The 23,493-nt window shown below is 50.8% G+C and carries 29 protein-coding genes and 1 tRNA gene; 17 read left to right on the top strand and 13 right to left on the bottom strand.

Translation table 11 applies throughout. From position 1 onward, the window contains the following. Positions 1-12: 12 nt before the first annotated feature. A complete protein-coding gene (locus ATL17_RS13185) occupies positions 13-420 on the top strand; it encodes a response regulator (RefSeq protein ID WP_133573297.1) in 408 nt (135 codons plus the stop codon). Between the two features lie 63 nt (positions 421-483). Here ATL17_RS13185 and lysA read toward each other — a convergent pair whose 3' ends face one another. Together lysA and argH are read right to left on the bottom strand one after the other, a co-directional pair. Continuing rightward, positions 484-1,749 carry a diaminopimelate decarboxylase gene (gene lysA, locus ATL17_RS13180; protein ID WP_133573296.1) on the bottom strand — a complete coding sequence of 422 codons (1,266 nt, stop codon included), beginning with the start codon at positions 1,747-1,749 and terminating at the stop codon, positions 484-486. Positions 1,750-1,758: 9 nt separating this feature from the next. Further along, complete coding sequence (argH, locus tag ATL17_RS13175; protein ID WP_133573295.1) at positions 1,759-3,144, bottom strand: argininosuccinate lyase; 1,386 nt, start codon at positions 3,142-3,144, stop codon at positions 1,759-1,761. Between the two features lie 23 nt (positions 3,145-3,167). Here argH and ATL17_RS13170 point away from each other — a divergent pair, with 23 nt between their 5' ends. Continuing rightward, positions 3,168-3,878, top strand: coding sequence for a TlpA family protein disulfide reductase (locus tag ATL17_RS13170; protein WP_133573294.1), 711 nt, complete (start codon positions 3,168-3,170; stop codon positions 3,876-3,878). On the opposite strand, the gene ATL17_RS17175 is transcribed toward ATL17_RS13170, so the two are convergent. Together ATL17_RS17175 and ATL17_RS13160 are read right to left on the bottom strand one after the other, a co-directional pair. After that, positions 3,875-4,462: a sugar O-acetyltransferase gene (locus ATL17_RS17175; RefSeq protein ID WP_133573293.1), complete on the bottom strand. Its 588-nt coding sequence runs from the start codon at positions 4,460-4,462 to the stop codon at positions 3,875-3,877. The two genes, ATL17_RS13170 and ATL17_RS17175, sit on opposite strands and share 4 nt — an antisense overlap. A 73-nt stretch (positions 4,463-4,535) precedes the next feature. Further along, the gene (locus ATL17_RS13160; RefSeq protein WP_133573292.1) at positions 4,536-4,727 is read right to left on the bottom strand and encodes a hypothetical protein; all 192 of its coding nucleotides are present in this window, start codon (positions 4,725-4,727) and stop codon (positions 4,536-4,538) included. Positions 4,728-4,847: 120 nt separating this feature from the next. On the opposite strand from ATL17_RS13160, the gene ATL17_RS13155 reads away from it, so the two are divergent. The 5 genes from ATL17_RS13155 (at position 4,848) to ATL17_RS13135 (ending at position 7,660) form a co-directional block, all read left to right on the top strand. Further along, the gene (locus ATL17_RS13155; protein ID WP_133573291.1) at positions 4,848-5,216 is read left to right on the top strand and encodes an ArsR/SmtB family transcription factor; all 369 of its coding nucleotides are present in this window, start codon (positions 4,848-4,850) and stop codon (positions 5,214-5,216) included. Further along, positions 5,209-5,706, top strand: a complete 498-nt coding sequence (locus ATL17_RS13150) for an SRPBCC domain-containing protein (RefSeq protein WP_133573290.1) — start codon at positions 5,209-5,211, stop codon at positions 5,704-5,706. Before ATL17_RS13155 ends, ATL17_RS13150 begins: the two co-directional genes overlap by 8 nt. Positions 5,707-5,867: 161 nt before the next feature. Next, positions 5,868-6,464: a hypothetical protein gene (locus ATL17_RS13145; protein ID WP_133573289.1), complete on the top strand. Its 597-nt coding sequence runs from the start codon at positions 5,868-5,870 to the stop codon at positions 6,462-6,464. Next, complete coding sequence (locus ATL17_RS13140) at positions 6,465-7,067, top strand: GNAT family N-acetyltransferase (protein WP_133573288.1); 603 nt, start codon at positions 6,465-6,467, stop codon at positions 7,065-7,067. Beyond that, positions 7,067-7,660, top strand: coding sequence for a TetR/AcrR family transcriptional regulator (locus ATL17_RS13135; protein ID WP_133573287.1), 594 nt, complete (start codon positions 7,067-7,069; stop codon positions 7,658-7,660). The genes ATL17_RS13140 and ATL17_RS13135 overlap by 1 nt, the downstream gene beginning before the upstream one ends. A 9-nt stretch (positions 7,661-7,669) precedes the next feature. Here ATL17_RS13135 and ATL17_RS13130 read toward each other — a convergent pair whose 3' ends face one another. The 4 genes from ATL17_RS13130 to ATL17_RS13115 are packed head-to-tail and all read right to left on the bottom strand — an operon-like array spanning position 7,670 to position 10,084. Continuing rightward, on the bottom strand, positions 7,670-8,350 hold the full coding sequence (locus ATL17_RS13130; protein WP_133573286.1) for a rhomboid family intramembrane serine protease: 681 nt from the start codon (positions 8,348-8,350) through the stop codon (positions 7,670-7,672). Between the two features lie 30 nt (positions 8,351-8,380). Further along, positions 8,381-8,956 (bottom strand): cob(I)yrinic acid a,c-diamide adenosyltransferase, encoded by a 576-nt coding sequence (locus ATL17_RS13125; protein ID WP_133573285.1) that lies wholly within the window; start codon positions 8,954-8,956, stop codon positions 8,381-8,383. A gap of 9 nt (positions 8,957-8,965) precedes the next feature. After that, positions 8,966-9,163 (bottom strand): twin transmembrane helix small protein, encoded by a 198-nt coding sequence (locus tag ATL17_RS13120; protein ID WP_342775948.1) that lies wholly within the window; start codon positions 9,161-9,163, stop codon positions 8,966-8,968. 12 nt (positions 9,164-9,175) lie between these two features. Beyond that, entirely contained in the window at positions 9,176-10,084 is a 909-nt protein-coding gene (locus tag ATL17_RS13115) for a LysR family transcriptional regulator (protein WP_133573284.1), read from the bottom strand. Positions 10,085-10,174: 90 nt separating this feature from the next. Here ATL17_RS13115 and ATL17_RS13110 point away from each other — a divergent pair, with 90 nt between their 5' ends. Beyond that, the gene (locus tag ATL17_RS13110; protein WP_133573283.1) at positions 10,175-11,161 is read left to right on the top strand and encodes an NAD-dependent epimerase/dehydratase family protein; all 987 of its coding nucleotides are present in this window, start codon (positions 10,175-10,177) and stop codon (positions 11,159-11,161) included. Here the strand turns inward: ATL17_RS13110 and gluQRS are convergent. Then, the gene (gluQRS, locus tag ATL17_RS13105) at positions 11,158-12,015 is read right to left on the bottom strand and encodes a tRNA glutamyl-Q(34) synthetase GluQRS (protein WP_133573282.1); all 858 of its coding nucleotides are present in this window, start codon (positions 12,013-12,015) and stop codon (positions 11,158-11,160) included. The genes ATL17_RS13110 and gluQRS overlap by 4 nt on opposite strands. Positions 12,016-12,063: 48 nt before the next feature. On the opposite strand from gluQRS, the gene ATL17_RS13100 reads away from it, so the two are divergent. The 5 genes from ATL17_RS13100 (at position 12,064) to ATL17_RS13080 (ending at position 15,525) form a co-directional block, all read left to right on the top strand. After that, a complete protein-coding gene (locus tag ATL17_RS13100; RefSeq protein WP_133573281.1) occupies positions 12,064-12,711 on the top strand; it encodes a DNA-3-methyladenine glycosylase family protein in 648 nt (215 codons plus the stop codon). Then, complete coding sequence (locus ATL17_RS13095) at positions 12,708-13,367, top strand: alpha/beta hydrolase (RefSeq protein ID WP_133573280.1); 660 nt, start codon at positions 12,708-12,710, stop codon at positions 13,365-13,367. Before ATL17_RS13100 ends, ATL17_RS13095 begins: the two co-directional genes overlap by 4 nt. Positions 13,368-13,434: 67 nt before the next feature. Continuing rightward, a complete protein-coding gene (locus ATL17_RS13090) occupies positions 13,435-14,262 on the top strand; it encodes a tetratricopeptide repeat protein (RefSeq protein WP_133573279.1) in 828 nt (275 codons plus the stop codon). Between the two features lie 9 nt (positions 14,263-14,271). Beyond that, a complete protein-coding gene (locus ATL17_RS13085; protein ID WP_133573278.1) occupies positions 14,272-14,802 on the top strand; it encodes a hypothetical protein in 531 nt (176 codons plus the stop codon). A gap of 165 nt (positions 14,803-14,967) precedes the next feature. Beyond that, positions 14,968-15,525: an HNH endonuclease gene (locus ATL17_RS13080; protein ID WP_133573277.1), complete on the top strand. Its 558-nt coding sequence runs from the start codon at positions 14,968-14,970 to the stop codon at positions 15,523-15,525. Here ATL17_RS13080 and ATL17_RS13075 read toward each other — a convergent pair. Together ATL17_RS13075 and ATL17_RS13070 are read right to left on the bottom strand one after the other, a co-directional pair. Then, positions 15,522-16,019: a disulfide bond formation protein B gene (locus ATL17_RS13075; RefSeq protein WP_133573276.1), complete on the bottom strand. Its 498-nt coding sequence runs from the start codon at positions 16,017-16,019 to the stop codon at positions 15,522-15,524. The genes ATL17_RS13080 and ATL17_RS13075 overlap by 4 nt on opposite strands. A 16-nt stretch (positions 16,020-16,035) precedes the next feature. Beyond that, positions 16,036-16,617 (bottom strand): YqaA family protein, encoded by a 582-nt coding sequence (locus tag ATL17_RS13070; RefSeq protein WP_133573275.1) that lies wholly within the window; start codon positions 16,615-16,617, stop codon positions 16,036-16,038. 132 nt (positions 16,618-16,749) lie between these two features. Between ATL17_RS13070 and ATL17_RS13065 the strand changes: the two genes are divergently transcribed. Both ATL17_RS13065 and ATL17_RS13060 read left to right on the top strand, forming a co-directional pair. Beyond that, positions 16,750-16,834, top strand: a tRNA-Leu gene (locus tag ATL17_RS13065). A gap of 374 nt (positions 16,835-17,208) precedes the next feature. Beyond that, positions 17,209-19,362 carry an OmpA family protein gene (locus tag ATL17_RS13060; protein WP_133573274.1) on the top strand — a complete coding sequence of 718 codons (2,154 nt, stop codon included), beginning with the start codon at positions 17,209-17,211 and terminating at the stop codon, positions 19,360-19,362. A 36-nt stretch (positions 19,363-19,398) separates the two neighbouring features. On the opposite strand, the gene ATL17_RS13055 is transcribed toward ATL17_RS13060, so the two are convergent. Then, positions 19,399-20,508 carry a serine hydrolase domain-containing protein gene (locus ATL17_RS13055; protein WP_166639039.1) on the bottom strand — a complete coding sequence of 370 codons (1,110 nt, stop codon included), beginning with the start codon at positions 20,506-20,508 and terminating at the stop codon, positions 19,399-19,401. 125 nt (positions 20,509-20,633) lie between these two features. Here ATL17_RS13055 and ATL17_RS13050 point away from each other — a divergent pair, with 125 nt between their 5' ends. Together ATL17_RS13050 and ATL17_RS13045 are read left to right on the top strand one after the other, a co-directional pair. Beyond that, a complete protein-coding gene (locus ATL17_RS13050) occupies positions 20,634-21,221 on the top strand; it encodes a helix-turn-helix domain-containing protein (RefSeq protein ID WP_133573272.1) in 588 nt (195 codons plus the stop codon). A 94-nt stretch (positions 21,222-21,315) separates the two neighbouring features. Further along, positions 21,316-22,401 (top strand): D-alanyl-D-alanine carboxypeptidase family protein, encoded by a 1,086-nt coding sequence (locus ATL17_RS13045; RefSeq protein WP_133573271.1) that lies wholly within the window; start codon positions 21,316-21,318, stop codon positions 22,399-22,401. On the opposite strand, the gene ATL17_RS13040 is transcribed toward ATL17_RS13045, so the two are convergent. Continuing rightward, positions 22,393-23,457 carry a bifunctional transcriptional activator/DNA repair enzyme AdaA gene (locus ATL17_RS13040; RefSeq protein WP_133573270.1) on the bottom strand — a complete coding sequence of 355 codons (1,065 nt, stop codon included), beginning with the start codon at positions 23,455-23,457 and terminating at the stop codon, positions 22,393-22,395. The genes ATL17_RS13045 and ATL17_RS13040 overlap by 9 nt on opposite strands. Positions 23,458-23,493 lie beyond the last annotated feature (36 nt).

Genomic DNA, 23,493 nt, shown 5'->3' with positions numbered 1-23,493 from the left:
GGAGTAACGGGTATGGCACGGATTTTGTTGGCGGAAGACGACCCAAGCGTACGCGGATTTGTGGCGCGCGCGCTAGAGATGGACGGTCATGCCGTGCTGGCGACTGAAGATGGTGGGCTGGCCGCCGAAGCCATGTTGGAACATGAAGGTGCATTTGATCTGTTGCTCTCAGACATTAAAATGCCCGTGATGGACGGTATTGCGCTTGCCTTGCGTGTGGCCGATCAATTTCCTGATGTTACCATTTTGCTGATGACTGGCTTCGCTGATCAACGCGAACGGGCCCATGGACTTGATGCACTGGTGCATGATGTGGTGCCGAAGCCCTTCACCTTGGCCGATATTCGCGCGAAAGTGAAAGAAGCACTGGACGGACGCGAAGCCTCGACCATTACCTTGGCGCAGCAATTGGGCGCTTAGCACCTAATGCAAACGTCAATTGGATACTGAATTAAAAGAAAGCCCCGCAATGCGGGGCTTTTTTTATAACCAATCCGGCACAGAGTCCTGTCCGATTAAATCCTCGTAGGTTTGGCGCGGGCGGATGGTGTGGAATTGGTCGCCATCGACCAAAACTTCCGCGCATAGGGGGCGCGTGTTGTAGGTGCCAGACATAACGGCGCCGTAGGCACCGGCGCTCATGACTGCGAGGAGATCGCCTTCTTGCACGTGCGGTAGGTGACGGCCTTTGGCGATATAATCGCCGGTTTCGCAAACGGGACCGACTACATCGCCAATCCGATCTTGCAATTGCGCATCTTCCTTGACTGGTTGAACCGTGTGATAGCTTTCGTAAAGCGTTGGGCGTAGCAGATCGTTCATGCCCGCATCCACGATGACAAATTGCCGCTCCGCGCCTTCTTTCACATATTCAACCTTGGTGATGAAAATGCCCGCATTGCCAGCGACCATGCGGCCGGGTTCGAGCACGATTTCACAATCCAGATGGTTGAGATTTTTGCGCACGATCTGGGCGTATGCCATGGGCTCTGGCGGCACCTGATTGGAATTGTCATAAGGAATGCCTAAGCCGCCGCCCACATCGATGTGCTTGATTTTGTGGCCCGCAGCGCTGAGTTTCTCGACCAGTTCTGCCATCAATTTGAACGCATTGTCGAAGGGCTCCAAATCAGTGATTTGTGAGCCGATATGCATATCAATGCCCACCGCCTGCAAATGATCGCAGTCTGCAATCAGTTGATAAACCTCATTCGCGCGCTCAAATGGGATGCCGAATTTATTTTCCGCTTTGCCGGTGGAGATTTTGGCATGTGTTTTGGCGTCGACATTTGGGTTGATACGCACGGAAACTGGCGCAATCTTGCCCAAAGATTTTGCCACTTCATTGATGCGCAACAGTTCCGGTTCGCTCTCGGCATTGAAACATTTAATGCCCAAATTCAGGGCATAGGCGATTTCTTCATGGGTTTTGGCGACACCAGAAAAGACGATTTTTTCCGGTGGAATGCCAGCGCGCTCGGCGCGCATCAATTCGCCGAGGGATACCACGTCAGCACCTGCGCCAAGGCTGGCCACCAGTTTCAAAATCGCCTGGTTTGAATTGGCTTTCACGGCATAGGCCACAAGGGTGGGGCGATCGGCAAAAGCCTCCTGCATCACTTTGATATGGCGCGTGAAGGTGGCGCGTGAATAAAGGTAAAAAGGTGTGCCCACTTCTGACGCAATGTCAGCAATTGCCACATCTTCAGCATACATCTCGCCGTGGCGATATTGAAAATGATGTACCATAGTTGCCCTTTATGCGCTGGTGAGGCGGTCGCGCCAAATGGCGGCTGCGGTTTTTACGTTGGCAGGAGATGTGCCGCCGAAAGAGGTGCGGCTTTTCACGGAATCTTCCACGGTCAGCACCTTAAAGACCCTTGCGTCGATGCGTTGATCGATTTCTTTGAAGTCTTCAATGGTGAGGCCCGCGAGATCGCAGCCTTTTTCCTCGGCCCGGGCAACGGCTGACCCGGTGATATGGTGGGCATCGCGGAAGGGCACATTCGCCTCGCGTACCAACCAGTCGGCCAAATCTGTTGCCGTGGCAAAGCCTGCGCCCGCCGCATCGCTCATGGCGTCTTTGTTGACCTGCAAATCTTTGATCATGCCTGTCATTGCGGCAAGTGAAAGTGAAAGGCTGTCAAAAGCGTCAAAGCTGACTTCCTTATCTTCCTGCATATCTTTTGAATAGGCGAGGGGAAGGCCTTTCATCACCGTCATTAGCGACACCAAAGCACCTGTGATGCGGCCAATTTTGGCGCGGATCAGCTCAGCGGCATCCGGGTTGCGTTTTTGGGGCATAATGGAAGAGCCGGTTGAGAATTTGTCTGATAGGCGCACAAAGCGGAACTGCGCGGTGGACCAAATCACCAACTCTTCGGATAGACGCGACAAATGCATGGCGCACAGGCTGGCGGCGCTTAATGTTTCCAACACAAAATCGCGGTCAGACACAGCGTCGAGCGAATTCGCGGTTGGACGGTCGAAGCCTAGGGCTTCAGCTGTCATCTCACGATCAATCGGGAACGAAGTCCCTGCCAGTGCGGCGCTGCCGAGCGGGCTTTCATTCAGCCGCTTGCGTGCATCTTGAAAGCGGCCAACATCGCGGCCCAGCATTTCCACATAAGCCATCATATGATGACCGAAGGTTACGGGCTGTGCGCTTTGCAAATGGGTGAAGCCGGGCATCACGCTATCCGCATGTTCTTCGGCGCGTTCAACCATGGCCAACTGCAAGGTTTGAATTTGGGTCACAAAAGTGTCGATGCAGTCACGGACATAGAGTTTAAAATCGGTGGCCACTTGGTCGTTACGTGAGCGGGCTGTGTGCAGCCGACCTGCAGGTTCGCCGATGATTTCTTTCAGTCGCGCTTCCACATTCATATGAATATCTTCGAGCGCGCGCGAAAAAGTGAACGTGCCTGCGGCAATTTCGTCATGTACCTGATCTAGACCAGAGATGATTGCATCTTTATCTTCTTGGGTCAGGATGCCGACCTTGGCCAGCATTTCCGCATGGGCTTTTGAGCCAGCAATATCTTGCGTGTGGAAGCGTTTGTCATAGTCGATGGAGGCGTTGATTTCTTCCATGATCGCATCTGGACCGGTGGCAAAACGGCCACCCCACATTTTGTTGCTCATTGTACCCTCTTTTAGGAGAACCTATGTCCTCTCAACCATCAAATCCAAACGGCAATGATCGCGGAAATGGGGCTGAAAATGCCGTCAAAAAGCGCATTTCCATCGGCGCGGCCACTGCAATTGTCGTAGCTATAGCGACCGCCGTGTGGGTTAGCAATGGGAACAATGGTGGAAATGGTACGGCAATGGCCAATTCTTGCCCCGCAAACCCTGCTGTGCAAACGGCATTGGATGAAAAGGCGGTCGGTGATTTGGCCGCGGTGCAAGTTACTGCCAAGGGCGCGCGCTACGATGAAATCAGCTTTATCCATGAAAATGGTGATGAAGTGGGATTCAACGCTTTTGAGGGGAACGTCACTTTGGTGAACTTCTGGGCCACATGGTGTGCGCCGTGTCGCGCTGAAATGCCTGAGCTGGAAGCGCTGCAAAAGGATTATGGCGATAAAGGCTTTACGGTTGCCACCATCAATCTAGACATTGGCGATGATGGCCTTGCCAAAGCGCAAAAGTTTATGGATGAGGAAAATCTCAGCCAATTGCCGCTGCATCGTGACCCGACCTTTGATGCGTTTGAAGTGTTGAAGAAGCGCGGCGTGGCGTTAGGCTTGCCTGCCACGCTTATTTTGGGCCCGGATGGGTGCGAATGGGGCGTTTTGGCTGGACCTGCCGCATGGCATGGCGACGACGCAAAGGCGTTTGTTGAAGCCGCATTGGACTTGGCGCAAGAAAGCTAAATCTTTTTGATCACGCGTGCTGGGTTGCCAACGGCTAGGCTATCCGCGGGTATATCTTTGGTGACGACGGCGCCAGCACCGATCACGGTTCTGTCGCCAATGGTGACGCCTGGCAAGATGATTGCGCCTGCGCCAATCCAACATCCGTTGCCGATGGTGATGGGGGCTGCCAGATTGACGAAGTTCATCCGGTCGGGCTCATCTTCAAAAGGATAAACCATGCGCTCGTTGGCAGGAATAGGGTGTCCAGCCGCTAAGATTTGCACATTGGGGGCAATCAAAACATCATTGCCAATGGTGACTTTGCAGCTGTCCAGAATGACGCAATTGGTGTTGATAAACACCTTCTCGCCAATTTCGACCATTTCGCCAAAATCAACATAAAAGGGTGGCTCCACCCAGAATTGCTCTCCCGCTTTGCCCAAAATGCTGCGCAAATGCTCCATGCGTGTTTCATCATCGGGATGGGCTGTGTTGAAGGCATAACAAGCGCGGCGCGACCGCGCGGCAATTTCGCCAAGTTCAGGGTCGCCCGACAAGGTGGGTTCGCCAGCGAGCATGCGTTCTTTTACGGAGCGGGACATAAAAAGCCTATGGTCTTAAATTGGTAATGTGCCAATTTTTATGAGGCTTTTGGTGATTTGACCAGTGGGAAATTTATGCAGATTTGTCGACAATGGTGCCTGTGCCAGGTGCGGGCATGGCTTTGGCATTTGCCAACCCCTGATCAAGCATGTTGATCATGGCTTTTTGCATGTCGTTTGCCGCTTTAACCATCAACATTTGCGCTTGTTCTTGGCGCTGAGCTGACTGCATGGCAACGGCTTGTGTCACCAATGACATATCCATCTGAATGGCCTTCCTAGCTTTCAGTTGGCCACAGTCTCGCAATTCAAGATTAATAAGCCATTAATAATCATAATTTGGATCAAGCTTGACATCCACAAAATTTTCTATAACCATATAGTTATGGAACAGATTGGTTATGGAAAAAGTTCAGCGGATTTAGACGCAATTTTTGCTGCTTTGGCAGACCCGACACGTCGCGCCATGTTGACGCGTTTAGCGGAAGGGGAAGCATCTGTTGGTGAGTTGGCGGCGCCATTTCAGATAAGTCAGCCCGCAATCTCAAAGCATCTAAAAGTGTTGGAAAAAGCGGGTTTGGTTGAGCGTGCCATTGATGAGCAACGTCGCCCAGCGCGACTAAATGCAGAACCCATGGCGGAAGCCGTGGAGTGGATTAATTATTTCAAACGGTTTTGGGGTGACAGCTTTGATCAGCTTGACGAATTGCTGGTGACACTCAAAGCCCAGAAGGAGGAGGGGAAAGATGAGTAACCCAGCAGAATATGTGTTTAAGCGAGAATTTGATGCGCCGCGATCTTTGGTGTGGAAGGCTTGGACTGATCCCAAATTGTTATCGCGATGGTATGGTCCAAATATTGAAACGATCATCCACCAATTTGATCTAAAGCCAGGCGGCGAGTGGCGCAATGAAATGGTTATGGGTGATAAGTCGGACTTATCGGTGATGAAGTTCAAAGAAGTGGAGCCAGAAGAGAAAATTGTTTGGCACCATTGTTCCGCGGATAAGGATTGGAATGTTGTTTCCAGCCCGATGATGCCCAATTGGCCTAGGGTGCTGCACACCACAGTGACGTTTAAAGAAATGGGCGACAAAACCATTGTGACTATGGTTCAGGTGCCCTTTGAGGCGACGCCAGAAGAGAATGAGACTTTCGCCAATATGATGCGCGGCATGGATAATGGCTGGGGTTCTGGCTACAAAATTATCGACCAGATTTTGGAAGAGTTGCAAAACGCCTAGCTTGCTCAAGATTGTGAACTTTAAAAGCGCGCTTCGGTGCGCTTTTTCTTTGGGCTTTTCAGGATTGGAAATGCTGGCCGCTTTTCTATCGGTTGTAAATCTGTTGCTTCTTTCGTAAAATTTATTTATTACTGACTAGTCAGTTATTTTAGAAAGTCAGTATGATGTTTGTAGATTGGGAACCACCAGCACCGCGAAAAGGACTATCAGGCAGTTGGGATAAATTTGTTGGGCCTGGCGCCACTCAGGCTGAGGAATATGTGCAGTTGGGCTTAGGCGCCGTGATTGCAGCAGCGCTTGTTTTCCTATTTTGGCAGGGCGCGAATGCAGCCTATTCCGCTTGGCATTGGGTGTTTGTTGTGATCCTCGCGCTGGATATAGGCGGCGGTATTGTCACCAATGCGACATCTGCAGCAAAGAGATGGTATCACCGAAAAGGCCATGGCAAGCGCCAGCATTTTGTGTTTGTTTGCGCTCATTTATTGCATCTGGGCTTGGCGGCCTTTCTGTTCGCTGTGAACCCTATGGTGTTTTTCGCTGTGGCGGCGGGTGCTTTATTGTTTGGCACAATAGTGATCCTCTTTACGCCGTTATATTTGCAACGGCCAGTTGCGTTTGGCGTGGCCACTCTGTTTATCTTGCTCTCATTTCTGCCGATGATGAATCTGCCAAATTTGAATTGGCTGCTGCCCTTATTGGCGCTGAAATTATTGCTTGGTCATCTTGTCAAAGAAGCGCCATTCCAACCGGAGAATTAGATGTCTGTCGAAGTCAAAATCTGGAATGGCGAAGGGCGGCGAGCATTGGCTGAAATGTTTGCGCGTGCCTTCGCGCAAGATCAGGCGATGGTTTCATTGGTCAATGCTGGCCAGCATGACGCCGTAAAGCGGTTAAGCGCGTGGTTTGAGATTACCTTGCGCGCTTGGCCGCAAGCTCAAGTGATTGTTGCGACAAGTGAAGGTGAGTTTGTCGGTGGTAATATTTTTAGCCTTGGCAATCATGCACCGCCATTGCGGTTTTTGCTGCGCTGGTTTTGGCAGCAATGGCGGGTTTTTGGCCTGCGGGTGCCTTTGCATATGGTGCAGCACGAGCGGCGGCGGTTCGACATATACCCGCATAAATCTGCCTTGGTGGTTGAATTTGTCGCGGTGGATGAGCGTGCGCGGGGACAGGGACTGGCGCGACAGCTTTTTGAAACCGCTTATCATTTGCTTGAGAGACCGGCCACGGTTGCGCTGGAAACAGGAAATGCACAAAATGTAGCGATCTATCAGCATATGGGCTATCAGGTGGTGGCCCAATATGAGGACGATCAAGTCGAGTATTGTGTCATGACAAAACTCTTGGAAAAGGAAGATTGATGCCCCGCCCCAATATGAGCGCAAAGCGTATTCCTCAAATCTTAGATGCGGCCATGTTGGTTTTCTCGCGCAGTGGGTTGCAATCCACCAAATTGGAGGAAGTGGCCCTAGCCGCCGGGGTGAGCAAAGCCACCATTTATCTCTATTTCAAAAGCAAAGAGGATCTGATCTTCGCGTTGATGAAGCGGTTCTTTGAACAAAATATGGATGTGTTGCATCATTTGCGGCAAACCGAGGGTGATTTTCGGCAAATTCTGATGGAATGGATTGATCAGACAGAAGAAGTGCTGGCGGAAAATGATGTGTTTGTGGCGATCGGTTTGGAGTTCTATTCTTTCGCAGGGCGCGACGCGCAAGCGAAAGACATGGTGCGGGGCTTCTTTTTGGAATATCAGCAGCTGCTCACTGAAATGATTGAGACGGCCCTTTTGACGAAGGGCAAGCCAACAGATATTGCGCCGCAAATTGCATTTGGCCTGATCACCCAATTTGAGGGGACAAATTTGATCGGCTCGCTGATCAAATGGGAGCCCGGCCTATATGGCAAAATGAAAACCAATATGGGTTTGCTGCTGGATGGCGCAGGGCTTTAGTTGTGCCGCCTAGCCTTGGAAGAGTTTTACTTCCGGGCGTTTTAGCAAAAACACGAGGGCCATGCCCGTCAGCACGCCGCCAATATGAGCCCACCATGCAACCGAATCAGTTTGCGGCAAGATCACATAGACAAATTGCATGATGATCCACGCGCCCAGCACCCATAGGGCGGGGATGGGCAAGGGGAGCGGCACAATGATCCGCGCCAGCACATAAACGCGAACTTTTGGATACAGCAAAATATAGGCGCCGATGACACCGGCGACAGCGCCTGACGCGCCCACCAAGGGTGAAAGATCACCTTGGAACATCAGAAAATGCAAACCCGCGCCACCTGCCGCACAAAGCAAATAAAAGAGCAAATAGCGGACATGACCCAACGCATCTTCAATATTATCGCCAAACACCCATAGGAACAGCATGTTGGACAGAAGGTGCAGCCAATCTCCGTGCAAGAACGCGTATGTGATGAAGGTGAATTCATCCGGCACAAATGGGATTTGGTCGATCCGGCCATCGGCAAACCAATAGGGCACCATGGCGAACGTTGCGATTACATAGTTTTCTGCATTTTGTGGCAGGATATATTGAATGGTGAAAGCGAGTGTTGTGATGAGGATCAGGCCATAATTCACATATGGCTTGATCACGAAGCGCTTTGGGTTTTGGTCATAAAAAGGCAAAAACATAAGGCGCTTCGCTCACTTGTTGTTTGTGGATTAGCGGTGCTTGCCCGGCGCCCACAAAATATCCGATGCGCCATTATCATTGGCGATGCGTGACAAGACAAATAATAAATCTGAGAGGCGGTTGAGATATTTAATCGCTTCCGCGTTCACATCTGCTTCTTGCGCTTTCAGTTCAATGGCATCCCGCTCAGCACGGCGCACGATTGTACGGGCCAAATGCAGATGTGCGGCCAAGGCTGAACCACCCGGCAGGGTGAAGCTTTTGATGGGTTCCAAATGCGCGTTGAATTGGTCGATGGTTTCTTCCAGCCAAGTCACCTGGCTTGCGATGATCCGCAGTGGTTCAAAGCCCAGATCTTCGCCCGTGTCCGGCGTTGCCAAGTCTGACCCGAGATCAAAGAGGTCATTTTGCACGCGCAAGATCACTTGATCCATTTCCTTATGATCTGCTGTGTGTAAGCGCACCAACCCAAGGGTGGAGTTTGCCTCGTCCACGGTACCATAGGCGGCCACGCGTAGATCGAATTTTGGACGGCGTGGGCCGACAACCAAGCCAGTTGTGCCATCATCGCCGGTTTTGGTGTAAATCTTATTCAGTTTGACCATTTTCGCCTCCTATTTGGGTGCAAAAAAGAATGCTGCAATAAACAAAAGCAGCAGCGCGACAGCTTGGGCAATCACTCGTGCGCGCATCAGTTTTTGGCTGAGATTTGGGTTGCCGCCACGGAACATATTGATCAGGCCAGCACCAAGAATGATCGCGACCACGGCTATGGCCGCAAAAATGAGATAGTTGAGTATTTGATCCATCATCAATCTTTTTGGTTAGGTGATTTGGTGGCTAGTATAGGGGATAAGTTCCTTGGCCAATAGGTCATAAATGACGCGGATGCGCTTTGCGCGATGCACTTCCTTGTGGGCGGCGACCCACATTTCCATGGGGGGAATGTTCAACTCTGGCACCAGCCGTACCATGCCCGGCGTGCTATCAATTAGGCTTTTTTGGGCGAAGGAGACGCCTAGCCCCTGGGCCGCCATCTGCCAAATGGCGGTTTGGCTGTCGGTGCGAACAGCGAAGTCTTCGCGTTTAAGTTCAAACCCGATCATGCGCGCTACTTTGATAATATCTTCCTGCCGATCGAGCCCCAATAATTCATGGCCGAACAGATCGTCGATGGTTTCTGGCGTTCCATGCCGATCGAGATAGGATTGGTGGGCGCAGGCGCAAAGCGGCACAAGGCCGATTTTTTTCGCGACCACATCCAATTGGCTGGGGCGGAACATGCGGATGGCAATGTCGGCTTCGCGCAGCAAAAGATTTTCTGCCGAATCGGACGGGACGATTTCCAACTGAATGGTGGGATAGGTTTGCCGTGTCTTTTTCAAAATGCCTGGCAAAATATGATGAGACAGCACTTGTGATGCGGTGATCCGCACGGTGCCGTCCAGCATTTGAGTGCTGCCGCTGGCCATTAATTGTGCCTCGGCCAATGCGGACTTTGCGCCGCGCACAGAATTGAGCATTTGATGCGCCAAAGGGGTTGGGTTTAAGCCGCGGCCGGTGCGGTCAAACAATACTGCGCTCAGGCTGTTTTCCAATTCTTCGATATGGCGGCCAATGGTGGGTTGGGACGCGCCCAGTTTACGTGCTGCCGCGGAGAGCGACCCTTCCTCCATCACCGCAAGAAAGGATCGCCACAAAAACCAATCAGGTTCAATTATCGTGGTATTCATATTTGAATATCCCAAATGCGGTTTCAGTCAATTTTCATTTGAATATGAATATATCATCTTAGTCCCATCAGCAATGAAGGGATTTTGAAAATGACTGAGAACAGCACGCAAACAGTTTCTATTTTGGGCATCAACGGTCGCATTGGCCAATTCGCCGCCAAAGCATTTATCGATGCCGGGTGGCAAGTGAAGGGCTTTGGTCGCGAAAATCGCGCGCCATTCGATGGTTTTGAATTTGTGAAGGGCGACGGCTTTAATCTGCAAGATGTGCAACGTGCCGTTTCTGGCGCGGATGTGGTGGTGCACGCGCTAAACCTTCCTTATGATAAATGGGCCGACATGGAAAAGGGCGCGGTGGCGCTTAATCGGGTGGTGATTGAGGCGATGAAGGGTAGCGGCAAGACGCTTATCTTCGCTGGCAATGTTTATAATTATGGCGCGAAGGATCATCGGCTAACACCAGATTTGCCGCAAAACCCTGCCACGGATAAGGGCGAGATTCGGGTGCAGATGGAGAAGGAATTAGTCGAGGCTGGTCGTACCTATAATTTCCAGGTGATTGTGATCCGCGCCAGTGACTATTTTGGGCCTGATGCGACGGGCAGTTGGTTTGATTTGGCGATTGCGCGGGAATTCCACAAAGGCAAAATCACGCGGATTTGTGATGGTAAAACCAAGCATAGCTGGGCCTATTTACCAGATTTAGGCCGTGCATTTGAGAAGGTTGCTGCGCAGCGCGACCAATTGGACGCCTATGAGAATTTCCATTTTGCGGGCTACCGCGCGACAGGCGAAGAATTGATTACTTTGATCCAAGCTGCCTTGCCGACGCCTTATAAGGTGGTGCAATTGCCGTGGTGGGTGTTCAACGCGATGGCGGTATTCAATCCCATGATGCGGGAAATCGTCAAAATGCGTTATTTGTGGCAGGAGCCACATGAATTGGTGGACCCCAAACTGGATGCGATTTTAGGCTCGGATTTTGGCACGCCGTTTGAACGCGCAGTGGCGGAAACAACTTATAGTCTGTTGCCAGAACATGAATTAGCGAAAATCAAGGCCAAGCGTGCAGCTTAGTCTAATCCAATGGCGGCGCGCACCTGGTGCGCGCTCCAGCCTTGCTCGCGCAGCTCCTTGAGGCTTTGTGCCTTTTTTGATTTAGACAGTTTTTCTGCCGCTTCATCGCGGATTAAATCATGATGATGATAAAGCGGTTCGGGAAGAGCGAAGAGTTTTTGCAACACCCGATGGATCGATGTGGCAGCATATAGATCTTTGCCGCGGGTGATGTGGGTGATCTGTTGGGCGGCATCGTCCAGCACCACGCTCAGATGATAGGAGGTTGGCGTATCCTTTCGCACCAAAATCACATCGCCCCAACTCATTGGATCAGCTTCAATGGTACTGATTGTTTCAAGGTCGGCCTGAAGTTCACGCCATGTCAAAGCGCCGGTTTCCACCAGCGCTTTTTTCATATCCAGTCGCCAACTGTGCGGGATATTTTGCGCTAATTTCTCTTCAACTTCGCTTGATGATAAATGGCGGCATGTGCCCGGATAAATGGGGGCGCCGTCAGGATCGGTTTGGCCGTCGGCATTTTCGCGAATATCTTTGCGGCTGCAAAAGCAGGGATAGATCAGGTCGCGCTGTTTTAGGGTGTCAGCGGCGGCACGATAGCGCTCGAAATGATCAGATTGTATTTCTGGCGTGCCTTCAAATTCAAAGCCAATCCACTCCAAATCGCTAAGCATTTGAGTGACCAGTTCTGGTGTGCAGCGGGCTTGATCAATATCTTCAATGCGCAGCAAAGTTTTTCCGCCAAAATGGCGCGCAATTTTGTTAGTCAATAGCGCTGAATAGGCATGGCCCAAATGTAGATGGCCATTGGGGCTAGGCGCAAAGCGGAAAACGGGTTGTGTTTTTGCTGTCATAAGTCAAAGCTAGTGAAAAGTTGCCTTCTTCATACACGAGCGAACGCCATGCATAAAGAACGATTGAAAAGCCGCGCGGTTTTAGAGGCGCATTTGGACGGGTTGGCGGCTTGTGATCCGCGCTTGAAATCTGTGATCGCCGACTGCGGCGAAGTGCCATTGCGCGAGTCGACCGATGGGTTTGAAGGCATGGCCAAGATTGTGGTGGGGCAACAAGTGTCCGTTGCTGCGGCGTCTGCCATTTGGGGGCGTTTTGCTGGACTTATGGAAAATGTGTGCGCCGCTGAGTTTTTAACTCATCCTGAAGAAAAAGTGCGCGGTGCTGGCTTATCCGCCAGTAAATTTCGCACCCTGTGCGTTGTGGCGGAGGCCGAGCAATCTGGTGAGCTGCAATTTGACCAGCTTGTGCATTTGCCACCTGAGGAGGCGATTGAGCAACTTACAAAACTAAAGGGCATCGGCCCGTGGACGGCAGAAATCTATTTGCTGTTTTGCCTGGGGCACCCCGACATTTTCCCCGCAGGCGATTTGGCGTTGCAAAAGATGGTGGGGCATATCAATGGGCTTGAAGATGTGCCAAAAGAAAAAGAAACGCGCGCGTTAACAGAGATCTGGTCGCCCTATCGCGGGGCGGCATCGCGATTGATGTGGCGCTATTTCGCTGTGCTGAAAGATAAAGAAGGTATTGTTTTATGAGTTCATCGCTTGAATTGTCTGGCCCCACTTTGGCCCCTGCAAATGGGGCGCCTGCAAAAAAGCTTGTGATTTTGTTGCATGGATATGGCTCAGATGGACAAGATCTAATCGGGCTTGGGCAATATTGGGCGAATGCCTTTCCGCATGTGGGCTTCTATTCGCCCAACGCGCCGCATCGTTGCAGCATGAACCCGATGGGGTATGAATGGTTTCCGCTTAATGTGGAGCGGATCGGCGCAGACTATACGCGTGGCGCAGAAAGCGCTTATCCAACTGTGCGCGACTATGTTTTGGCGCGGACTGAAGAAGCAGGGCTAACGCTTGGCGATGTGGTTCTTGCTGGCTTTTCCCAAGGGGCGATGATGGCGCTTTATTCCGGCTTGCGGTTTGAAACGCCGCTGGCGGGTATCCTTGCCTTTTCTGGCAAGATGGTTGATGTGGAAAATGTGGCTGACGCCATTAAATCCAAGCCACCTGTTTGCCTTGTGCATGGCGAAGTTGATGATGTTGTGCCCGTTGCTGGCAGTGTTGAGGCTGCGACTGCGTTGGACGCACAAGGGTTTGATGTGCGTTTGAAGAAGTGCCCGGGTACAGGACATGGTATTTCCATGGATGGGCTTGAGTTTGCGGGTGAATTTTTGAAGAAGGTCACCTGATAATTCTTGCGCGGGCGCAGAAATTGCGCCCTATTAGAACCCTGAATAAATCTAGGTTCTACAGACGATGATTAAAAGTGACATTGATTTGCGCGGGGCGATTCAGCAAGCCCGCAAGGATGCGGCATCGCCCACAACTCAATTACAAATCAGTTCACTCATCACACCACTTATCACCCACGGGCTTTTGCTGCTGCTTTATCTTGGCGGCGGCTATTGGGTGTTTAAGGCATTCAATGAGAGTGCTTGGGGCTTTGTCGGTGTTGCAATGATGCTGTGGGGCGGTTTGTTCCATGGCATGATTTTGCTGTTTGTCTATGGCTTTGCGGGATATGCAGCTCTTTTCCGTCCACATTGGTTTCAGCGTGTCATTGAGCGTCGCCATGTTGAGCGGGTTAATGGTCGAATTGAAAAAGATTTGTTGAATGGTGATGTGGATAAAGCGCTGGATCGCCTGCGCGGGCTGCTATCCATCTATCGCGAAAATTTTACGTTGCGGCGTCGGTTGGCTGCCTTGCTGATCGAGCAGGATCAGTTGGTGGCGGCTGGGCAACTGATTATCTTGCATCCGCGAGCTACCCCGCCAGAGCAAAAAGCGATTTTGGCGTTTAAAGAAGCGAATGGGAATGATGCGTTTCAACTTCTGCGTAAATCGATCAAAGGTGTTTCGGGGCAAAATTTGAGCAAGCAATCACGCTTGAACTTGGCAGATTTACATCGCCAGATTGACGATGAACAAGGGCAGGCAAGTTGGCAATATCGGTTAGTCCAACAATATCTCGACTATACACTGCATCGACCTTATTGGCAGGTGCTTTGGGTTGAGCATCGCAATGTGTTGATCGAGTTGGTGATCGCTTTGTCGCTGCTCAGCTTCTTCTGGTTCATCCAATAGGGGCATGCCATGACACCGAGCATATTGTTGAATCTGGTATGGATCGCTGGGGTGCTGGCCATCGCGTTTTATTTTTTGCGCAAAGAGCATTTGAAAGAAAAGCAGCAAGAGCAGGAAGAAAAAGCCCAGTTGGACGCGATTGATAAGAATCGTGCCAAACTGCAGAAGAGCTACGCGCAGCAATATATCGATTTGCCGGATGGTGATTTTCCAAATTTAGAGCGTGATCAATTTGAATTGGCAGATTTAGCTCTGTTCGCGATGCATAATCCGCCGGATGTTCCATTGCCGTCGCTCAAATTCAAGCGGCTTGTTGGGCCGGGCGATTTGGTTCTGGTGGGGCTTTTGATGGCGGACGAGGACGAGCATGTTGAGGCAGTGGTGAAGGTTGCGACGCGTCTTGATCAACATATTTGGCAGGGGGAAATAATTGACGTGGCTGACCCCGCATTTGCCAAATTTGCTGGTTGTCAAGTATTGCTGCATGCAAACCATATTGGTGAGATTATTCAAGGTGATGCAGGCAAGTTATCGCATTGATAATGTTGCGGGTAAGTTATCGAGTTTCCTTTCAAAGAAATCCCAGCACTTCTGCTTTTCGCAGTCGTCGCAAAAATGGAACAAAGACTTCACATATATGACATGTTCTGCCTACAATAGTTAAGGCGAGTTCAAAACGAGTGATTCCATTTTAAGGAGGAAGGCGTGACCCTGCATGTGTCACCCGAATCTCTTCCGGCGCTGGTACTCAATGCTGACTATCGGCCCCTGAGTTATTATCCACTGTCTCTATGGTCCTGGCAGGACGCGATTAAAGCTGTTTGCCTTGAGCGTGTGAACATTGTTTCCAACTATGATCGGGTGATCAAAAGCCCAAGCTTTGAGATGCAACTGCCCAGCGTGGTGAGCCTCAAATCTTATGTAAAGCCAACAGGTAATCCTGCCTTTACGCGCTTTAATGTGTTTTTGCGCGATCATTTTGAATGTCAATATTGTCATTCAAAGGATGATCTGACCTTTGATCATTTGATCCCGCGCTCAAGGGGTGGGCGCACCACTTGGGACAATGTGGTGACAGCATGTTCGCCCTGTAATTTGCGCAAAGCCAATAAGATGCCGAAAGACATCAATATGTGGCCGACGCAAATGCCTTATCGGCCGACCACTTTTGATTTGCAGGCCAATGGCCGCAAATTTCCACCCAACCATTTGCATGAGAGTTGGATGGATTATCTTTATTGGGATATTGAGCTCGAGCCTTAAGCGATTTTTTGCACGCTCTTTTTGGTGGCCAGTGCAAAGATAGCAGCAATGACCAATGACACAATTGCGTTCATGCCGGCAAAGCTGAGGCCGAAGAAGCGCACGCTTGCGCGGTCACATGGCACCACGCGTGAGCCGTCAATATCGCTGAGCTGGTCAAGGCTGATGCCACCGCCAATGCCGGTGCAGGTATCTGGTCCCGGCCAAAAGCCCCATTCCACGCCTGCATGATAGCCCGCTTGATAAGTGCTCCACAAAAAGATGATCAACATGGCAGAGACCAAAGTGGTGATCATGATTTTTGACAGCTTTTTCCAGAAAATCAGCGCCAACAGCAAAATCGGGATGGCGATGTAATAAGGATTGCGCTGGGCATAGCACAACTCGCAGGGCTGATAATTCATCACATATTGGAAGAAATAGACGCTGAGAATCGTCAGTGTCGAAAGGCCAAAACCAATGACGGTTAGATTTTTCACACTTAGATTGTTCATGGTCTATTTTCCCCCATTAGAACAAGAATTTAACGGCGATAAAGCCACCAACCAGCAATGCGCAGCCCAAGAAGAACATGAGGCCCAAGCGTTTTTCGATGAAATCTTTGATGGGTGGGCCGAAGAAATAAAGAAGCCCTGCCACAATGAAAAAGCGCAGGCCGCGCGCCACTATGGAAGACAAGATAAATATGGGCAGATTAAGGCCAGTTGCACCGGAGGCGATGGTGATCACCTTATATGGGAAAGGTGTGAGGCCAAAAACGAACACGATCAGCAATCCCCATTCGTTAAAGGCTTCTTGGAAAGTTTCGAATTTGTGCCAATAGCCATAAAATTCAAGAATCGGCTGGGCAACTGCTTCGAGCAGGAATGCGCCGATCAAATAGCCAAATAGGCCACCCAATACAGATGTGATTGTGCAGATGAGTGCAAAGCGCCATGCGGACTCGCGTTTGGCGAGCACCATGGGAATCAACATGATGTCTGGGGGAATCGGGAAGAAAGAACTTTCCGCAAATGAAATTGCGCCCAAAGCCTTTGGTGCATCTTTTGAAGCGCCTAAAGCCAATACCCAGTCATAAAGTTTTCTAATCACACGCACATCCTTAAATTTTGCCCGAGAAACCGGGTAAAAAGTGGGTTTAGATGTAAAGAGTTTCAAATTAGTGTCAATCAGTGATTGACGGGGGCGAAACTTTACGATATTTCGCATGCCCAACACCTTAGTGCGGGTGTGGCGGAACTGGTAGACGCGCGGGATTCAAAATCCCGTTCCTTCGGGAGTGGGGGTTCGATTCCCTCCACCCGCACCAATATATCTCTTCTTCAAATTTCTCCTAAAACACAAATAAAACAAACGCTTGTCGCGTTGGGTTTTATTTTGCGCTGCGTTGGCACTTTTTGTGCGTGCGCAGGCTGCAAGGTGCCTTCATGTGACGTTCAGGTTCATTTCTTTATGTGAGAGGCAGAGCCAATTGGCTTGGTAAATATGCGACGGAAAACAGGGCGTTTTGGTGATCCTTGGCCATAAATCTGAAGCCTTTATGGAACCGAACTCCCCGCGAAACATTCTTATATGGACATTTGCATATCAGATCATATGCAGAATTGTGACATGCGAGACAGGTTGTTTCGGCGAGCCCGCATATGAGTCGGATGACTTCTCGAAACCATAAGGAGCGTGCCTATGCGCAACGCGATTTTGAAGAATACAATGCTGGCGATGTTGAGCATCGCGCCTATGCAGGCCATAGCACAGGATGCACCCAGCCAGGACGTGCCAGCCCAAGAAGTGCCAGCTGAAGAAACACAAGCAACTGAAGCCCCTGCACAAGATATGCAGGACCAAGCTGCCGTTGATGAACTGATGGTGGCGTATGAGCAATATGCAGAAGCACGGATTAATCTTACCCAAGTGCAGGCTGACGGGGGCGATGTCGCTGCTGCTGCCAGCAACTTGGATATGGCACGTGAAAATTTGAGCGATGCCTGCCGTGTTTTAGAAGCGCCTGATCTGGCGACATGTTTGGATCAATTTATTCCACCGGAAATGCGCCTGCCAGATGATTTGGCGCCGATCAATATCGAGCCAGCCCCTGAAGCTGAGGCGGAGGTGCCGGTTGAGACACAATCTGAGCCTGAACCGGTTACGGAAAGAGAATCTGAGCCAGTGATGGAAAGTGAAGAGGTCGCGCCTGAAGCTAATGCAGAAAGCGATGCACAGACAGAAGCGCAAGCAGATGCGGAAGCTGTTCAAGAGCCTGTAAGTGAGGAAGCGCCGGTTGAAAACCAAGATGAAATGAGCGCTGATGACAGTGCGCCGGAACTTATCGCGGCGTATGAAGCATATGCAGCTGCACGTATTGCATTCACTCAAGCTGATGCGGCTGGTGAAGACAGTTCAGCGGCAGCAGATGCTGTGCTGAATGCGCGTTTAGACCTTGAGGCAATTTGTGCCGAGTTGGGCGCGCCGAACCTCGCAGCTTGTTTAGATGAGTATGTGCCTGCTGAGATGCGTTTGCCGAATGATTTGGCGCCGCTTGAGATGAATTCTGGTGAGGCCACATCAGATGAGCCGATGCCAGAAACTGATGCGCAGGAAGGCGAACAGGCGGCTACTGAAGGCGAAGTAGCACCTGTAGAAGAGCAGCCAACTGAGCCGCTGGAGCAAGTTGAGGGTGTGGAAACATCTGAGGAAGATGTTGCCCCTGTGCTTGATAGTGCGAAGGAAGAACCTGCGCCCGTGCCTGCTGAAGAAGCCGAAATGGATGCAAATGCTGAGGCTGCAACCGATGGTGAAACTGCGGTTGAAGCGGAAGCTGATGCTGAGGTGAAAGCTGATGCACCTCCGCCACAGGATGATGCAGAGGCACAAGCAGAAGCTGCGCCAAAAGAAATCACTTCGATCACTGCGGAAGAAGGTGAACGGGTTTCAGACGAAGAGAAAGTTGAAGCCGCCGCCGCACGCAGTGCGCCTAAAGACGCGAAAGTTGTGCAGGAAAGCGAATCTGATTTCCGGATTGTGTTCCAGTTCAACAATCAGGTGATTGTGGAGAACAAAGATAATGAGCGGTTGGAGCAAGGCTCTGACGAGACTTATATCGAACGTTTGCGCAATGGCCGTACTCGCGAAACAATTGTGCGGGCTGATGGTTCTGAGATTGTGACGATCTATAACCGCAATGGTGATATTATTCGTCGTTCGCGCTTCACGCCTGATGGTCGTGAATATGTGTTGGTCTATGTAGACGAAACATATGAAGACGATTTGCTTGAATGGCGCGACCCTGCGCTGGATCTAGGTCCATTGCGTCTCGAAATCCCAGTATCAGAATATGTGCTTGATGCGGATGAGGCGGATGAAGACGAGTTGGTTCAATTCCTTGATCAACCGCCAGTGGAACGTGTGCAGCGTCTATATTCTATCAATGAAGTAAAACGCTCTGCGCGTATTCGGGATATGGTGCGTCGCCTAGAGGTCGGTGGCCTGACCTTCGATACAGCGAAAGCCACGATCTCTACAAATCAGATCGATAGTTTGACCAATGTGGCCAATGCGATGCTTGATTTGTTGGACGAGAACCCAGCAGAAACCTTCTTGATTGAAGGGCATACAGATGCTGTTGGTGGTGAGGTTTATAACCTTGAACTGTCAGACCGTCGCGCTGAGACTGTCGCGGTGATCTTGACCCAAGCCTTCGGCATTCCGCCAGAGAACTTGGCAACCCAAGGTTATGGCGAACGCTATTTGAAAGTGCGCACGCAAGAGGCAGACCGTCGGAATAGACGGGTGACCATTAAGCGGATTACGCCGCTGATCTCACCCGTTGCCCGCCGCTAAATGAAATGAAGCCCCTGCAACTTGCAGGGGCTTTTTTTATTGCTGATCCAGCTCGCCCAACATGTCATGGGTCAGTTTGCCGAAGCCAAATTCTGACCGTTTGATGTTGCCAATATTGGTTGCAAACGCGAAAGATGCGTTGGTTTTGGGATCATTGACCAAAAAGGCGTACCACATTGTGTTTGAGCCATTGTGGAACAGGCTCAATCGCTCATCTTCGCTAAAGCTCATCCAAATCCAGCCTGCCGCGTAAGGCGGGTGATTTTCGTTTATTTGCTGTGGCGGTGTGTGCAGCGATTTTGCGGTTTCGGCAGAAATATAGTCGCTGGTGCCTGCTTCAATGGCCAGATGGGCTTGGCCATATTTTGCCAGATCTGCCAAACTCATATGTACGATGCCTGCTGGCCCCATAATGGCTGAATTGTCAGCATTGGAGGAGGTCGGGTCCATCGCTTGGGTCAACACCATCAGTTTTTTGGCATGGCCCCAAGGGTTTTGGCCTTGAGGTGGGCCAAAGCCGGCACTGGTCAAATTCAGTGGTTTAAACACTTCCTCTCGTACCAATTGTTCCCACGATTTCCCAGTTTGTTGCACTGCCAATTGCCCAGCGATGGTGTAGCCAACATTGGAATATTCGAAATTTGTGCCGGGGGTGGTTTCTGGCGCTTTTTGCAAAATGCTCAACACGGCCTCTTGCCGTGCACTGTCCAGCTCAGCTTGGTTTTCGAAATCTCGATTGGTGAGAACTTTCAGCCCAAAATTTGCTTTTGCACCGCTGGTGTGATGCAGCAATTGGCTCATGGTGACCGTGCGCCAGGCTGGATCAAAATTTTCAGCTTCCTCAGGCCACAAATCTGCAATGCTATCGGAAAGATTTAGCTTACCTTGATCGGCCAAGCGGCCGATCATAGTTGCCGTTATGGATTTGGTGATGGAGCCGATATGCCAAACATCATTTGCGCCAATAGAAAGTTCTGTGTCTTTGCGTTTAAGGCCACTGTGCGCTTCAGCGATAATCGTGCCATTCTGCATTACAACGCCGCCATTGCCGATTTGTCCGGCATCTTGCAAAATCTGAGGCAGACGGTCATCCATCAATTTTTGCAAGTTTGCATTTGTGTTTTGATCTTGGGCATGAGCGCTCATGAGCGGGCCTTTCGCGCTTAATGTAGCGATAAAAATCAGGGGAATTAGCTTGGGAATTTTGGATAAGTTCATCATTTTAGCCTTGAGCAATTGTGTTATATTAAAATATGTGAAATTTATTTAATATGAGTCAGCCGCCTATTCAAGATCGCCCGGATATATTTATTTTAGATCGGCCAGAGCAATTGCGTGTGCTGGGGGCTACAGCTACGCATGACGCTTTTATCGGGTTGCTGAATATCAGAGAGGGTGGCGTGGCAGATATTGCCAAGGCGATTGGAAAAAGCCCGCATAGTCTTTATCACCATATCGAAAAGCTGGTGGATGTGGGGCTGGTTCTGCCAGCGGGTGAGCGTCGATCAGGCGCACGCACTGAGCAGCTTTATCGGCCAGTCGCACATTTATTGCAAACAGATCCGGATAATGATGATCCAGACTATCTGGCCGCTATCGCTGAGAATGCCAGAGCCGATTTCCGTCGAGCAGGTAAAGCGGTGACATACGCGTTAGCGCATGGGTTGGCCAAACGGCAACCAGACAATGCCAATATTGCTTCTTTGCAGTTCACCGTACCTTTGAATGATGAGCAGCGACAGCGTTTGGTGGCCCGGCTAAATGCGGTGGTGGAAGAGTTCACCAGTGAGCTAGAAGAAGAGGAAGGCGCGCCTCTTCATTTGGTGACATTGGGCCTGAGCCCTTTGAAATCCTCTTGAGTGGGCAAAAATTTGCCGCAATCTGGCAGCAGTGATTGCAAGCAATCGCCAGCAAGGCTAAAACTGGTCCACAAATTCGAATTTCGGGGTGTTCATGCGGTTATTTTTGCGCGTTATTTTGCTTGTGCTGACATTGGGGTTCAGCGCACAGCCGAGCTTCGCTTTGCCGCAATTATTGCTGGACATGCGCACTGGCGAAGTTTTGTTTGAAAAGGATGCTGGTGTGCCTTGGCATCCAGCCTCATTGACCAAATTGATGACAGCTTATGCCGCATTTGAAGCGGTGGACTCTGGGCGTTTGACATTAGATACGCCGGTTGTGATGACCGCCAATGCCCTTAAGGCGCCCCCAAGTAAAATGGGTTTTCCTGTCGGCACAGCGGTAACGCTTGAAGATGCGCTTTATTTGATGCTGGTAAAATCAGCCAATGATGTGGCCACGGCGATTGGCGAAACGGTTGGCGGGTCTGAGGCAGAATTTGTGAATTTGATGAACACTCATGCTGCGAATTTAGGGCTGACCAATACGCGATTTGCCAATGCAAATGGGTTGCATGACCCTAACCAGATAACAAGTGCGCGCGATATTGCGATTTTGGCATTTGTGATCCGCTCTCGCTATCCGCAATATGACAAGATTTTTGAAACTCGTGCTGTGAAGTTCGGCAAATCTACTTTGAAATCGTTCAATGTACTGCTGGAGAAATTTCGTGGCACAACGGGCATGAAAACCGGTTATGTGTGCGCGTCGGGCCTGAATATTGTGGCAACGGCGCAGCGCAATGGGCGCGAGTTGATGGCTGTTGTGATGGGGGGTGTTTCAGCACGCGAACGCGGTGAGATGGCGGCCTTGTTGTTGGAGCGTGGCTTTCAGGGGCGTTATACGGGTGAACGCAAGAGTGTGACCAATATTCAGAATTTAGCGATGTCGCCACCAGACATGCGGCCACAAATGTGTGGTGCGGAAGCGAAAAGCTATTTGGAATCTCGTAAAGTGGCGTTTCCCTTCGGTTTAGAAGGGCAGATCAGCTATTTGAACGATGATGTGGAAGAGCGCGCGGTGCGGGTGAACACATTGGGCAAAATTGTTGATGTGGATTTGCCACGGCCTCGCCCCGCCTATGCCTTTGTGCCCAAGTCGATTGCGTTGCCGCGCCCGCGGCCAGTGGTGCTACGCTGATTTTGCACGGCGATAGTGCATTTCTAATTCGATCAGTTTTTGCTTTCGCCAGAGTCCGCCGCCATAACCAGTGAGCTGTCCGTCCGCCCCGATCACGCGATGGCAGGGGATGATGACCGCAATTTGGTTGGCGCCGTTGGCGCGGGCAACGGCACGCGCTGCAGTGGGGTTACCCAAGCGTTTCGCCAATGCGCCATAGCTTACGGTTTCTCCGGCAGGAATTGTCTGTAACACCCGCCACACTGTTTGGGTGAAGGCGGAGCCATGCAAGGCCAGTTTTAGGTCAAATGTGGGGCGTTTGCCGTCAAAGAACTCCAGCATTTGCCGCTCCGTTTCTTTGATGATCGACGTTGTGCCAAAGCCCATTTGCCCTTTGGCTGTTTTGAACAATTTCTTCAATTCGGTGGGCAATGCTTTGCGGTCGTGAAACTCCAGCAAATGCAAGTGTGTGTCGTCGGCCACAGCAATCATGGTGCCGAGCGGCGTGTCGAACCAATCTGCTTTAAGTGGGGCATCGGCACTAAAGTCTTTTGGTTTTAAGCCGATATTTTTCGCAAAGGCGGTGCGGAATGCGCTGGGCGATGAAAACCCCGCATCCAGTTGCGCTTCGATCATCTTGCCGCCATCCTTCAGCGTGGTGAAGCTATTGCGCAGGCGGGTCAGTCGCGCCATTTCCAAAAAGGTGATGCTGAATTGGCGTTTGAACGCACGCCGCACGGTGGACGGATCAAAGCCCAAACAGGTGATGTCGCTTTCCTGCCAGAAATGATCGGGACGCTCTTCAAGCGCCGTTACCAATGTGCGGATGGCTTTGTTGGCCTCGGCCTCGCTGGTGGTGGGATGGCACTTCTTGCATGCGCGAAACCCCATCTCAAGCGCTTCGCTTGCGGTTTCGAAGAAGGTGCAATTTTCGCGTTTTGGCTTTCGTGCCGGGCAGGTGAGCCGACAGAAAATGCCCGTGGAAGAGACCGCGACAAACACACGGCCATCATAGGATGGATCGCGGTTTAGAAGGGCCTGATAAAGTTGATCGTCATTTGGTAATTGAAACAGCATGGTCACATCTTATCGTAAGATTTGTGACAGGTCTGT

The sequence above is a fragment of the Maritalea mobilis genome (assembly GCF_004363175.1).
Classification (GTDB): domain Bacteria; phylum Pseudomonadota; class Alphaproteobacteria; order Rhizobiales; family Devosiaceae; genus Maritalea; species Maritalea mobilis.
This window is presented reverse-complemented; position numbering and strand designations above follow the sequence as displayed.